This window comes from Millisia brevis NBRC 105863 (assembly GCF_001552615.1).
GTDB classification, from domain to species: Bacteria; Actinomycetota; Actinomycetes; order Mycobacteriales; family Mycobacteriaceae; genus Millisia; species Millisia brevis.
Window position 1 is genome coordinate 147,583 of record NZ_BCRN01000011.1, and the last position, 14,352, is coordinate 161,934.

General features: G+C 70.7%; 2 protein-coding genes. Both read right to left on the minus strand.

Features of this window, described 5'->3' with window-relative positions; all coding sequences use genetic code 11:
• Positions 1-229 precede the first annotated feature (229 nt).
• A complete protein-coding gene (locus MB1_RS16310; protein ID WP_066909477.1) occupies positions 230-1,255 on the minus strand; it encodes an alpha/beta hydrolase in 1,026 nt (341 codons plus the stop codon).
• A 254-nt stretch (positions 1,256-1,509) separates the two neighbouring features.
• A complete protein-coding gene (locus MB1_RS16315) occupies positions 1,510-14,175 on the minus strand; it encodes a non-ribosomal peptide synthetase (RefSeq protein ID WP_066909480.1) in 12,666 nt (4,221 codons plus the stop codon).
• Between the last annotated feature and the right edge of the window lie 177 nt (positions 14,176-14,352).

The following is a 14,352-nucleotide window of genomic DNA, read 5'->3' on the forward strand; positions in this document are numbered from 1 at the left end:
TCGGACGATCAGCGCCGCGCAGGAGGTAAGCGGACGCCCCCGGCACCCCGCACCCCCCGCACCCCCCGCACCCCCCGCACCGGCCCGACCCCGGCACCGGGACACCCCACGGCCGCCGCGTTGTCCCACAACCCCGGCCGGCGATGTGGCTCACCCCGCGGACAAACGCCAACGGCGGGTACCCGGCTCATGCCGTGGTACCCGCCGTTGGATCGGAAACGACGTTGGGTCAGACTCCGAGCGACCGGGCCAGCACCGGCCAGGACAGCTTGATCTGATCCTGCCAGTAGCCCCACGAGTGGGTGCCGACCGGCGGGAAGTCGTAGGTCGCCGGGATGCCCAACTCGTCGAGACGACGCTGCAGGTTGTGGCTGCAGTAGTTGGTGGCACCCTCGATCACGCCGCCGACGATGATCTGGTTCGCGGTCGACGCGACATCACCGTTGAGGTCCGGACCCGACGGGGTGTCGTACGGGCCGGGCAGGCCGCTGCCGTTGGAGATGTACAGGTCGTACCCGCGCAGTTCCTCGGCCCGCACCAGCGGATCGTTCTGCGCCCACAGCGGGGAATCGTCCGGACCCCACATGTTGAGGGTGTCACCGCCGCCCCACACCTCGACCGTGGTCTTGATGAAGTCGCGACCGATCGGGTCGGACGCCTGCGCGCAGCCGGAGTAGGCCGCGATGCCGCGGTAGAGACCCGGGGCGTGCAGCGCCAGGTTGAACACCGAGGTACCCGAGGAGGAGATGCCGGCGATCGAGTTGACGCCGTTGGTGCCCAGGAAGCTGTTGATGACCGGCGGCAGTTCCTGCGTCAGGAAGGTCTGCCACTTGTTGCGGCCGAGGACCGGGTCGTCGTTGATCCAGTCGGTGTAGTAGCTCCACTTGCCCTGCAGCGGGGTGACCACGTTGACGTTCTTGTCCGCGAAGAACTCCATGGCGTCGGTACGCGCCTGCCAGTTCGCGCCGTCCTCACCACCACCCGCTCCGTTGAGCAGGTAGAGCGTCGGCCGGGGAACGCTGGTATCGGCGGGACGCCACACCGAAATCGGGATCTCCCGATCCATCGACGGCGAGTACACGTCCAGGAGCAGCCACTGATCGCCCTCGACGGTGTAGTCGGCGACGTACGAACCGAGCGACGACGGTCCGCCGGTGCTCGAGTTCGGGTTGTCGACCAACGGGTCGGCGGTCGCGGTCGGCGCCATCAGCACCGAGGAGGCGAGGAACGAGGCGGCGACCGCCATCGAACCCATCAGTGTTCGAGCCTTCCGGAAAGTAGGCCGGGCCATAGGGAACATGCACCTCACGTCATCCGTCGTCTCGGGCCACCGTTGGCGACGACCCCGGTCTTTCACTGCACTGAGCATCGGCCCGAATCGGCCGATCGTTAGCGTCCGTACGCTGGCTTCCCCGCGGCTAAACCGCGTTCGCGCTAGACCTTAACCGACCGACCCCGCAGTTACCGAACACCCGCCGGAACCCGCAGGAAGCCGGGCCCGGCGGGCCTTCACCGCAGCCTCTTGAGGAAGCCGATCCCCACGAAGTAGTCGATATACCGGTCGAGCACCGCCCGGTCGACGACCGGACAGACCACGCCCATCGGTTCGAGCATCGCGCGCGTCGCATCGTTGGTGATGACGATCGTCTCGGCCATACCACCGGCGAATTCGCCGGCCACCAGGATCGCGCGCACCAATCCCTCGTCACCCTGCGCGGCGAGTTCCTCACCGACGGTGAACAATTCGGTCGCGAAACGCTCCGTCGTCACCGGTTCGAGGTCGAATCCCGCTGCGGTGAGCCGTTCGCCGAGCAGCGCCATCGACACCCGTTCGGTGTTGATGAGGTTGAAATCGCGTCCGCGGGCCGCGGGCTCGAGCACCAACGCCACCATCGCGCGGGCGACGAAGTTGACCGGGACCATCGCCACCGACCCCTCGGCGAGATCGGGCACGATGCCCAAACCGGCGATGGCGCGCACCATATTCCAGAACGCGTCGTCGGTACCGGCCGCGCCGGTCACCAGGTCGCCGGTGATCTGCCCGGGGCGGTGGATCGTCGCGGTCACGCCGCGGGTGCGGGCGATCTCGACGATCTCCTCCGCCACCCACTTCGACTGGACGTAGCCGTTGTCGAGCAGACCGGCGGCGGGCGCACGATCGTTCTCGCCGACGACGATCCGACCGGCCGCGGCCAACGCGGTGATGTCGGTCAGCACCGAGCCGGTCGAGACGTAGTGGAACGGCTTGTTGCGCTCGGTGACCGCCAATCGCAGCAGGTCCTCGGTCGCCCGCACGTTCGGCTCGTGCAGCCGTCGATAGTTCTCCACGTGGTTGACCCGGGCACCGTTGTGGACGATCACGTCCACCTCCCGCGCCAACGTGGCGAACTGTTCCTCGGTCAACCCGAGACCCGGCGTCGCCAGATCGCTCGGGATGATCCGCATCCGGTCGGCGTCACCGTCGCGCCAGGAGCCGTACCGACGCATCGACGCGGCGACCCGGTCGAAGCCGTCCTGTTCCGTGTCGGCGCGCACCAGAGCGATCACCGTCATCGACGCGTCGATCAGCTCCCGCACCAGGTGGCTGCCGAGGAAGCCGGTCGCACCGGTCAGCAGGGCCACCCGGGGCCGCTCGAGTCCGGGGCCCGACGCCGCGGGCACGATGTCCGACGCCAACCGCACGTAGTGGGTGAAGTCGGACGCCTCGTCGGTCACCTCGGAGACCTCGATCGATCGGGCGAGCCCGGCGACCGTGCTGTGGTCGAAGACCTGCTGCAGGCTGACCGGCGCCCCGGTCAGCTCGCGCAGCCGACGCGCGACGCGGGTGACCAACAGCGAGTGCCCGCCGAGGTCGAAGAAGTCGTCGTCCACGCCGACCTTGTCGACCGCGAGCACCTCGGCGAAGACCAGGGCCACCGCCTGCTGCACCGACGTGGTGGGCGCCCGGAATTCGCGGGCGGCGAAGACCGGCGCCGGCAACGCCTTGCGATCGAGCTTGCCGTTGCCGGTCACCGGCAGCGCCTCGATCACCGTCACCACCGAGGGCACCATGTACCCGGGCAGCGAGGCGGCCGCCGCGGCGATCACCGCGTCGGGGTCGAGGGTCGTCGCCGGGTCTCCGACCACCCAGGCGACCAGATGCGGGCGCCCGGCGTCGTCGGTGTGCACCAGCGTCGCCGCCGCGGAGACCCGCGGGATCGCCGCGAGCACCGCGTCGATCTCGCCGAGTTCGATGCGCAGACCGCGGATCTTGACCTGATCGTCGGAGCGGCCGAGGTATTCGACCACACCCGGCTCGACCCACCGGACGACGTCGCCGGTGCGGTACATCCGTCGGCCGGGTGCGTCCGTCCCCGCGAAGGGGTCGGGAACGAATCGATCGGCGGTCAGATCGGGTCGTCCCTGGTAGCCGCGGGTGACGCCGGCGCCGGAGACGTACAACTCCCCCGCCACGCCCTGCGGTACCGGGTGCAGCCGCTCGTCGAGCACGTAGAGCGTCGTACCGCGCGGCGGTCCACCGATCGGCACCGACCGTCCGGCGGTCAGCGGACCGGCGATCGCGGAGACGATCGTGGTCTCGGTCGGCCCGTAGGCGTTGAAGAACCGGCGGCCCGGCGCCCAGGCGTCGACCACGGTCGACGGCACGGCCTCGCCGCCGCTGAGCAGCACCTCGAGCCGTCCCGACAGGGCCTCGGCGTCCATCGAGGCGAGTACCGCGGGCGTCACGAACGCGTGCGTGATCGACTCGCGGTCGATCAGTTCGACCAGGTCGTCGCCGGCGAAGACCTCCCCGGGGGCGATCACCATCGTCCCGGCGGAGGCCAGCATCACCAGCAGCTCGAGGACGGAGGCGTCGAAGCTCGGCGAGGCGACCGCCAACGACCGGACCGGGGTCGAGGTCGCGGTGCGCTCGGCGACCTCACCGAGCAGGGCGACCAGGCCGCCGTGCGGGACCACGACACCCTTCGGCAGACCCGTCGATCCCGAGGTGAAGATCTCGTAGGCGGGCGAACCGGCGTGCACGAGCGCCGGGCGATCGGCGTCGGTGACCGGCGCGGCCGACCGGGCGGCCAGCAGGTCGTCGATGTCGGCGGCGTCGGTGAGCAGCCAGTCGACCCCATTCGCCGCCGCGTCGCCCTCGGACACCAGGGTGTCGACGAATGCCGACGTGCTCAGGCCGATCGCCGCCCCGGAGGCCTCCAGGATGTAGCGCACCCGATCGACCGGGTACCGGACGTCGATCGGCACGTACGCGCCACCGGCCTTGAGGACCGCGAAGATCGCCGTGATCAGCTCGAACGATCGCGGGAGCGCGATCGCGACCAACGTCTCGGTCGCCACCCCGCGGGCGATCAGCTCGCGGGCGAGCCGCGAGGACCGCTCGTCGAGGTCGCGGTAGGTCAGTCGCGCCGACCCCGGAACCGCGGACCCCAGCACCAGCGCGTCGGCATCGGGATCGACGGCCACCGCGTGCTCGAGCACGTCGATCATCGTGTCGAAGCCCCATTCGCCGCCACCGGTCACGGTGGTCAGCGCGCCGAACTCGGACTCCTCGAGCAGATCGATGTCGCCGACCACCGGGTCGGCGTCCGCTCGGCTGATCGCCCGCAGGACGCGGGTGAACCGGCCGACGAAGCCGTCGATGGTCGCCCGGTCGAATAGGTCGGTCGCGTAGGTGACGTCGACGGCATATCCGGCGTTCGCATCGGCCGGCTCGGTGAGCGTCACCTGCAGGTCGAACTTCGCCGGCGGGGCCGCATCCTCGATCGGTTCGACCGTCAGCTCGTCGAACCGCATCGCCGCGCCGGTGCCGGGTCCGAAGTTCTGGAAGGACAGCGCCACCTGGAACAGCGGCGGGCGGCCGCCGGCACGCGGCGGATCGAGCACCTCGACCAGCCGCTCGAACGGCAGGTCGGCATGGGCGAAAGCGTCGAGATCGACGCGCCGCACCTCGTCGACGAGCTGCGCGAAGGTCATCGACGACCGCACGTCCGTCCGCAGCACGAGGGTGTTGACGAACATGCCGACCAGGTCGTCGAGGGCCCGCTCGCCACGACCGGCGATCGGGGTACCGATCACCACATCGTTGCCGCCGGTGCTGCGCGCCAGCAGGGCGGCCAGCGCGGCGTGCACCACCATGAACGGGGTGGCGCCGAGTCGACGACCGACGGCCGCGATCGCGGAGGTCGTCGCGGGGTCGATGCCGAAACGTACCGCCGCACCGGCGCCGCTCTGTTTCGACGGCCGGGGCCGGTCGAGCGGGAGCGTCACCTCCTCGGGGTATCCGGCGAGCTGATCGCGCCAATAGGCGAGCTGGGCGTGCGCGATCGAGGACGGATCGGCCTCGTCACCGAGCAGTTCGCGCTGCCACAGCGTGTAGTTCGCGTACTGGATCTCCAGCGGCTGCCAGTTCGGCTCCCCGCCGGTGCGCCGCGCCTGGTAGGCGACGAGCACGTCGCGGGTCAGCGGCAGCATCGAGAAGCCGTCCGCGGCGATGTGGTGCATCACCACCAGCAGCAGATGCTCCTGCGGGGCCACCCGCACGATGCCGGCGCGCACCGGGATCGAGGTGGTGACATCGAAACCGCGCGTGAGGAATTCGGTGACCACCGGAACGACCTCGTCCGGCGACGCCACCTCGCGCTGCTGCAGCCGCGGGATCCGCGGGTCATCGCTGGGCAGGATGATCTGTGTGCCGGTGCCGTCCCGCTCGGGGTACACCGTGCGCAGCACCTCGTGCCGGCAGACGACATCGTCGAAGGCGTTCGCCAGGGCCGGCAGATCGATCTCGCCGGTCAGCCGCAGCACGATCGGGATGTTGTTGGCCACCGAGGCCGGCTCGAGCCGGTTGAGGAACCACATGCGCGCCTGGGCGAGCGACAGCGGGATATGTTCCGGCCGAACGACGGCGACCAGATCGGGCCGCGACGCGGTCGACAGACCCTCGACGGCCGCGGCGATGCGCTCGACGGTGGGCGCCTCGAAGAGGGTGCGCACCGGCACGGTGATCCCCAGGGAGGCACCGAGTCTCGCGACAACACGCATCGCGGTCAGCGAGTTGCCGCCCAGTTCGAAGAAGTCGTCGTCCAGTCCGACGCGGCCCAGGTCGAGGACGTCACCGAAGACGGCGGCGACCACACCCTGGACGACGGTGACCGGCACCCGGAATTCGCGGGCGACAACGCCCGGATCGGGCAGGGCGGCCCGATCGACCTTGCCGGCCGGGTTGAGCGGGAACGCCTCGAGGACCACGATCCGCTCCGGGACCATGTATCCGGGCAGGTGCCCGCCGAGCCGCTCCCGCATCGCGGCCTCGTCGATCGCGACGCCGGACTCGCCGACGACGTAGCCGACCAGCCGCTCGCCGCCGCCACTGCCGGCGACGACGACCACCGCGGCCGCCACCCCGGACAGCGACACGAGCACCGATTCGATCTCGCCGAGCTCGATACGCTGGCCGCGCAGCTTGACCTGGAAGTCGCTGCGGCCCACGTAGTTCAGCCCGGCACCGTCGCGAATGACGACGTCACCGGTGCGGTACATCCGCTCGCCGGCGGTGCCGCCGACGCCGAGGGCGCTCGGGTCGAGCGCAAACGGATCCGCCGTGAACCGTTCCGCAGACAGCCCGGGGCGACCGAGATATCCGCGGGCGACCTGCACGCCGCCGATGTACAACTCGCCGGGGACGCCGTCGGGGACCGGGCGCAGCCGGGAGTCGAGCACGTAGAGCCGCACACCGGGCTCGCCCACACCGATCGACACCGAGCCGCCGCGGCGGGCATCCGCCGGCGCCTCGGTCGGCGCGATCGCCGGGGCCAGCGAGACCGACACCGCGGCCTCGGTCGGCCCGTAGATATTCCACACCCGCGCCGCGGAGACCTCGCCGAAGGCGCGCACCGCCTCGGTGGTCAGCGCCTCACCGATGACGAAGACGTCCCGCAGAGTGGCCAGCGCGGACGCCGCGGCGGGCCCGACCGATTGGGCGAACACCACGAGCATCGAGGGCACGAAGTCGGTCAGGGTGACGGCGAAGCGCTCGACCAGGCCGGCGATATATCCGGGATCCCGATGGCCCTCCGGCGAGGCCAGCACCACCGCGGACCCGGTCGACAGCGGCACCAGATAGCCCCACAGCGACACGTCGAAGGTCACCGGAGTCTTCTGCAGGTAGACATCGCGCGGCCCGAAGTCGAACTCGTCGGCCATCCAGGCGATCTGGTTCGAGATCGCCGCACGGGAGACGACCACACCCTTCGGGCGACCGGTCGACCCCGAGGTGAACAGCACATAGGCGCCGTTCGTCCCGGTGACCGTCGCCCGGCGTTCCGCGGGGAGCAGTCGGCCGCCCGGTCGGGCGGAGGCATCGACGACGTCGAGGTCGAGCACCCGGTCCGGGGCGATCCCGAAGCGGTCGGCGAAACCGATCTCGGTGGCCGAGAGCACCACGGTGTCGCCGACGACGCCCAGCACGTAGCGCACCCGCTCGGCCGGATGATCCGGGTCGACCGGGACGAAGACACCCCCGGCTTCCAGCACCGCGTACATCGCGACCACCAGGTCGACGCCGCGCCGCAGCCCGAGGACGACCGGGACCTCCGGGCCGACCCCGGCCTCGACCAGCAGCCGCGCGAGGCGGCCGACCCGATCGCCGAGATCCCGGAAGGTCACCGCCGCACCGGAATCGGTCACCAATGCGGGCGCGTTCGGCTGCGACCGCTCGTGGGCCCAGAATCCGTCGAGCACCTCGGCGCCGCCGTCGGCGTCCACAAGCGGCGCGCCGCCCCAGGTGGCCAGGGCCGAATCCCGTTCACCGGGCAGGGTCACCGGCAGATCGCCGACGACCGCGCTCGCGTCGGCGGTGACCGCCGCGAGAATCCCGCGCAGGCGGGCTCCGAAGTTCTCGATCGAACGCGGTTCGAAAAGGTCCTCCGCGTACAGCAATTCGATGGTGATGCGGCCGGCCTCGCCGTCCGGACCGGGCACATCGCCGACGGTCACCTGCAGGTCGAACTTCGCCGACGGGTTGTCCAACTGCGGGACGGTGATCTCGAGCCCCGGCAGTTCGAAGCGGGCCGAGTCGAGGTTCTGAAAGAACACCGCGACCTGGAAGAGCGGATGGCGGCTCTGCGAGCGCGGCGGGTCGAGCACCTCGACCAACCGCTCGAAGGGCACGTCCGCGTGCCCGAAGGCGCCGAGGTCGACATCGCGGGCGAGGGCGACCACGTCGGCGAAGGACGCCGACCAGTCGAGCTGGGTGCGCAGCACCAGGGTGTTGACGAACATGCCGACGACGTCGTCGAGTTCGCGTTCGCCGCGCCCCGCGACCGGCGTACCGATCACGACGTCGGAGGTATTGGCCAGCCGGCCCACCAGCACCGCCAGGGCGGCATGCACGATCATGAAGTCGGTGACGCCGAGACGGCGCGCGAGCTCCCGGATACCGACGACGACCTGCTCGTCGACGTCGAAGCGGACCGTGCCGCCGCGCCCGGACATCACCGTCGGCCGGGGCCGATCGGCGGGCAGGGTGACCTCCTCCGGGGCGCCGGCCAGCTTCCCGCGCCAGTAGGCGAGCTGCCGGGCTGCGAGCGACTCCGGGTGCGATTCGTCGCCGAGCGTCGCGCGCTGCCACAGCGTGTAGTCCGCGTACTGCACCGGCAGCGGCGTCCAGGCCAATGGAGTGCCGGTCCGACGCGCCTCGTAGGCGACGATCACGTCGCGGGTCAGCGGTCCCATCGACACACCGTCGGCGGCGATATGGTGCAGCACGACCACCAGCGCGTGTTCGGTCGGCGAGACCACCAGCAGCCCGGCACGCACCGGCACCTCGGTGGTGACATCGAAACCGGCCCACACCATCTCGACGGCCCGCTCGATCACCGTGGCCTCGCTGACCGCCACGACCTGCAGACCGGGGATGCGCGGGTCGTCCTGCGGGAGGATCAGCTGCGAGCCCTCGCCGTCGAACTCCGGGTAGATCGTCCGCAGCGACTCGTGCCGACCGAAGACGTCCGCGAAGGCGGCGGTCAGGGCGGTGACGTCGACCGAACCGGTCAGCCGCAGCACCACCGGGATGTTGTTGGTACCGGCGGCGGTGTCGAAGCGGTTGAGGAACCACATGCGAGTCTGCGCGGCGGACAACGGGATACGGTCCGGCCGCTCCTGCGCGGTCAGCGCGACGTGCTCGGCATTGGTCAGCGACGGCAGGATCTGCGCGAGCGCGGACACCGTCGGCGCCTCGAACATCAGCCGCACCGGAACCGCGACGCCGAAGGCGGCGCCCAGGCGCGAGACCATCCGCGTCGCGATCAGCGAGTTGCCACCGAGCTCGAAGAAATCGTCGTCGGCACCGACGCGGTCCCGGTCGAGGACCTCGGCGAAGACGGCGGCGACGGCCTTCTCGGCCGCGGTGGAGGGTTCCCGGATCGACTGCGCGGTCAACGACGGATCGGGCAGCGCGCTGCGATCGAGCTTTCCGTTGGCATTGGTCGGCAGCGCGTCGAGCACGATCACCCGGTCGGGGACCATGTAGTCGGGCAGGCTGCGGCGGGTGGCCGAGACCACCGTATGCGGGTCGGCGGCGGTATCCCGCAGCACCAGATAGGCGACCAACTGGTCGTTGCGCACCAGCACGACCGCCTCGGCGACGGCATCGTCGGCGGCCAGCACCGACTCGACCTCACCGAGCTCGATGCGCAGTCCGCGCAGCTTGACCTGGAAGTCGCTGCGGCCGATGTAGACCAGCTCGCCGTGTTCCCACCGCACGAGGTCGCCGGTGCGGTAGAGCAGCGTGCCGGGGACGCCGAAGTGGTTGGCCACGAAGCGCTCCGCGGTCAGCCGCGGCTGCGAGACGTAGCCGCGCGCGAGCTGGACACCGCCGAGGTAGAGCTCGCCGACCACACCGTCGGGGGCCAGGCGCAGCCGCGAATCGAGGACGTAGACCGAGGTGTTGTCGACCGGGCGGCCGATCGGCACCACGATGGTGTCCGCGGAGCCGACCTCGTGATAGGTGACGTCGACCGCGGCCTCGGTCGGGCCGTAGAGGTTGTGCACCCGCGTATTCGGCAGGATCTGCTCGACCCGGCCGGCCACGTGCGCCGGCAGCGCCTCACCCGAGCAGAAGATCTTCGTCAGCGCGTCGGCGCGGGCGGCGACGGACTCGTCGTCGAGGAAGGCCGCCAGCATCGAGGGCACGAAGTGCACCGTGGTGACCCGCCGGCTGCGCATCGTATCGGCGAGGTAGACCGGGTCGCGGTGGCCGTCCGGCCGAGCGATGACCAGCGTCGCGCCGATCTCCAACGGCCAGAACAACTCCCATACCGACACGTCGAAGGTCGTCGGGGTCTTGTGCAGCACGACATCCGCCGGCGTCAGGACGTATTCCGACTGCATCCAGTCGAGTCGGTTGACGATCGACGCGTGGCTGACCGCAACGCCCTTGGGGCGACCGGTCGATCCGGAGGTGAAGATGATGTAGGCGGTATTGCCCGGCCGCAGCGGGGCGAGCCGCTCGTCCGACCGGATCGGCCCGGCCGGCAGGTCGGCGGCGACGTCCTCGGTCACCACGAGGGCGGGGATCTCGACGCCGTCGCCGCCGTCGGTCGAATCCACCAGAATCACAGCGGGATTCGCGGTCGACAGGACGTAGTCGATCCGATCCTGCGGCGCGTCCGGGTCGATCGGCACATAGGCGCCACCGGCCTGGATCACCGCGTGGATCGCCACCAGCATCGACGAGCTGCGGCGCATCCGAATCGCCACCGGCGTATCCGGTCCGACACCGAGGCCGATCAGCCGACGAGCGAGCCGGTGCACGCGCGCGGCGAACTGCGCATAGGTCTGCGTGCCGTCCTCGGCGTCGATCGCGATCGCGTCGGGGTGGGTCGCGGCGGCCGCGGCGAAGCGGTCGGCGAGCGTCTCGACGGGCCGCTCGACGGCGGTGGCATTGCGCAGGCCGACCAGCTCGCGGTATTCGCCGGCGTTGAGCAGGTCGAGGTCGCCGACCGGGCCGCCGGTCGACCCGGAGCCGATCACGCCGAGCAGCCCGACCAGTCGCTCGACGAAGGCTTCGGCGGTCGCGCGGTCGTAGAGGTCGGAGACGTACGTCATCTCGCCGATCAGGCCGGCGGGTTCGCCGTCGGGGCCGAACTGGTCGGAGACGATCACGTGCAGGTCGAACTGGGAGATGTCCGCGTCCGCCTCGATCCGCGAGACCTGCAGGTCCGACAGGTCGAAGGCGCTCGCACCCAGGTTCTGGAAGGACAGGCCGACCTGGAAGAGCGGGTGCCGCGACCGCGAACGCGCGGGGTTGAGCACCTCGACGAGCCGCTCGAAGGGCACATCGGCGTGGGCGAAGGCCTGCAGGTCGGTCTCGCGCACCTGCGCCAGGATGTCGTCGAAGCTGTCGGCGGGGTCGATTCGGGTCCGGAACACCAGGGTGTTGACGAACATGCCGATCAGGCCATCGAGCTTCTCCTCGCCGCGACCACCGATCGGGCTGCCGACCGCGATGTCGTTGCCGGCGGACAGCCGGGCGAGCAGGATCGCCAGCGCGGTGTGCACCACCATGAACATCGTGGCGTTGGCGCGGCGCGCCAGTTCGGCCAGGCCGAGGTGGACGTCCGCGGAGATGTCGATCGACACCGCACCGCCGCGCGAGGACAACACCCGCGGCCGGGGGCGGTCGGTCGGCAGGTCGATCTGTTCGGGCAATGCGTCGAGTTGTCCACGCCAGTACTCGATCTGGCGGCTGATCAGCGAGTCCGGGGCGCTCTCGTCGCCGAGGACCTCGCGCTGCCAGAGGGTGTAGTCGACGTACTGGACCGGCAGCGGCTGCCAGGACGGGGCGTCGCCGAAGCGGCGCGCCTCGTAGGCGAGCATCATGTCGCGGGTCAGCGGGCCCATCGACAGGCCGTCGGCCGCGATGTGGTGGACCCCGATCACCAGGACGTAGTCGTCGGCGCCGATCTGCAGCAGCAGCAGTCGGATCGGGATCTCGGAGGTGACGTCGAAGCCGGCCTCGAAGGTCGCGATCGCCAGCTTCTGCACGTCGCGCTCGTCGACGGGCTGGGCGACCAGATCGAAGGCGACCTCCTCGAGCGGCCGCACGTCCTGATAGCCGATGCCGTCGATCTCCGGATAGACCGTGCGCAGCACCTCGTGGCGGGCGAACAGGTCGCCGACGGCCGCGGACAGCGCCGGGACGTCCAGCGCGCCGGTCAGCCGCAGGATGACCACGATGTTGTACCCGGCGGCGGTCGAGTCGAGGCGGTTGAGGAACCACAGCCGCTGCTGGGCCATCGACAGCGGTACCCGGTCGGGGCGCGGCCGCGGGGAAAGCTCGATGCGCCCGCCGGCGGAACTCTCGTCGACCCGGGCGGCCAGCCCGGCGACCGTCGAGGAATCGAAGAGCGCGCGCAGGGCCAGCGAGACCCCGAGCCGGGAGTTGATGCGGGTGATCACCTGGGTGGCGGACAGCGAGTTGCCGCCCATGGTGAAGAAGTCGTCGTCGGCGCCGACCTCGGGCAGGTCGAGGACCTCCCGGAAGACGTCGGCGACCGCGATCTCGCTCGGGGTCTGCGGTGCGCGCGACTCGGCCCGGCGCCGCTGCGGGGCGGGCAGGGCCTCGCGGTCGAGCTTTCGGTTGGTGTTGAGCGGGAAGGCGTCGAGCACGACGACGTCGACCGGGACCATGTAGCCGGGCAGCCGTTCGGCGACCGCGGCGCGGACCGCATCGCCGTCGACCTCACGGCCGGGGATGCCGACGACGTAGCCGACCAGATCGACCTGGTTCGGGGCATCGCGGCGCACCACGGCCACCGCGTGCTCGACGTCGGGATGTGCGGCCATCGCCGACTCGACCTCACCGAGCTCGATCCGCAGGCCGCGGATCTTCACCTGGAAGTCGGAGCGTCCGATGATCTCGAGCTCGCCGTCCGGCGTCCATCGCACCAGGTCGCCGGAGCGGTACAGCCGCGACCCGGGCAGGCCGTCCGGGTCGGCGATGAAGCGCGAGGCGGTCAGGGCGTGCTGGCCGCGGTAGCCGCGGCCGACGCAGTGGCCGCCGAGGTAGGCCTCGCCGACGACGCCGGCGGGTACCGGGCGCAGCCGCTCGTCGAGGACCCGGATCGCCAGGCCGTCGAGCGCTCGACCGAGGGTGACCGGCCGATCGGGGCTCATCGGGACGTCGCTGGTCGCGTTCTCGATCGTCGCCTCGGCCGGTCCCCAGACGTTGTAGAGCCGTCGGCCGGGCGCCCAGATCGCGACCACCTCGGGCGAGATCGCCTCGCCGCCGGCGAGCAGGTCGGTCAGCCCGTCGAGGCCGGCCGGGTCGATCGAGGTCAGCACCGACGGGGTGATGAAGGCGTGGCTGATCGCGCGGGTGCGGATGAACTCCGCCAGCTCGGGGCCGCCGTAGATCGTCGGCGGCGAGATGACCATCGTCGCCCCGGCCGAGATCGCCATCAGCAGTTCGAGCACCGCGACGTCGAAGCTCGGCGAGGCCAATACGAGCACCCGGGAGGACTTCTCGATGTGGTAGAGCCGCGGCAGCTGCGCGGTCAGAACCGCGACGCCCGCGTGGGTCAGCTCGATGCCCTTGGGCATGCCGGTCGACCCGGAGGTGTGGATGACGTAGGCGGTGTTCTCCGGGCGAACGCGGCCGAGGCGGTCGGCGTACCCGATCGGGTCGGACAGCGCCGACTCGACGGCGATCATCGTCGCCTCGTTGTCGAGCACCAGCCAGTCGAGGTCGTCGGGGAGGGCGAGGCGGTGGGAGCCGACGGTCAGGCCGAGGCTCGCGCGGACGCGACCGAGCATCGTGTCGATGCGGCTGCGCGGATGCGCGGGGTCGATCGGCACGTAGGCGGCGCCGGTCTTGATGACCGCCCAGGTGGCGACGATCAGGTCCATCGAGCGGTACATCGCCAACGGGACGAACGACTCCGGGCCGATACCGCGCGCCATCAGCACCCGTGCCAGGCGTGAGGACCAGGCGTCGAGCTCGAGGTAGGTCAGCGTCCGGTCACCGTCCTCGACGGCGATACCCGTCGGGTTGGCCTCGACCGCCGCGGTGAGCAGCTGGGCCAGGATCGGCGTGGCGGCGGTCCTGCGTCGTGCGGGCCGCGCCGGGCGAGCCCGACGCGTGCGAGGGGCCTGCTTCTCGTCCGCAGTCATTCGTAGGAGTCCTTCCGCCCCCGCGGTCACCACGGGGATGTTTGTCGCCTTTCGGCGCGCTGCACTTGGGCAGTCTAGGTCCGACCACCCACAGCAAACCTCGCGGGCCGCCCGGTTTTTGTTACCGTTCCGCGGCCCGGGACAGGAGTGACACGTCTGATGACGTGGTCGTCAACC

Coding starts and splice junctions, on each gene's coding strand:
- MB1_RS16310 (WP_066909477.1), bottom strand. CDS start 1,255: ATGGGTTCGATGGCGGTCGCCGCCTCGTTCCTCGCCTCCTCGGTGCTG.
- MB1_RS16315 (WP_066909480.1), bottom strand. CDS start 14,175: ATGACTGCGGACGAGAAGCAGGCCCCTCGCACGCGTCGGGCTCGCCCG.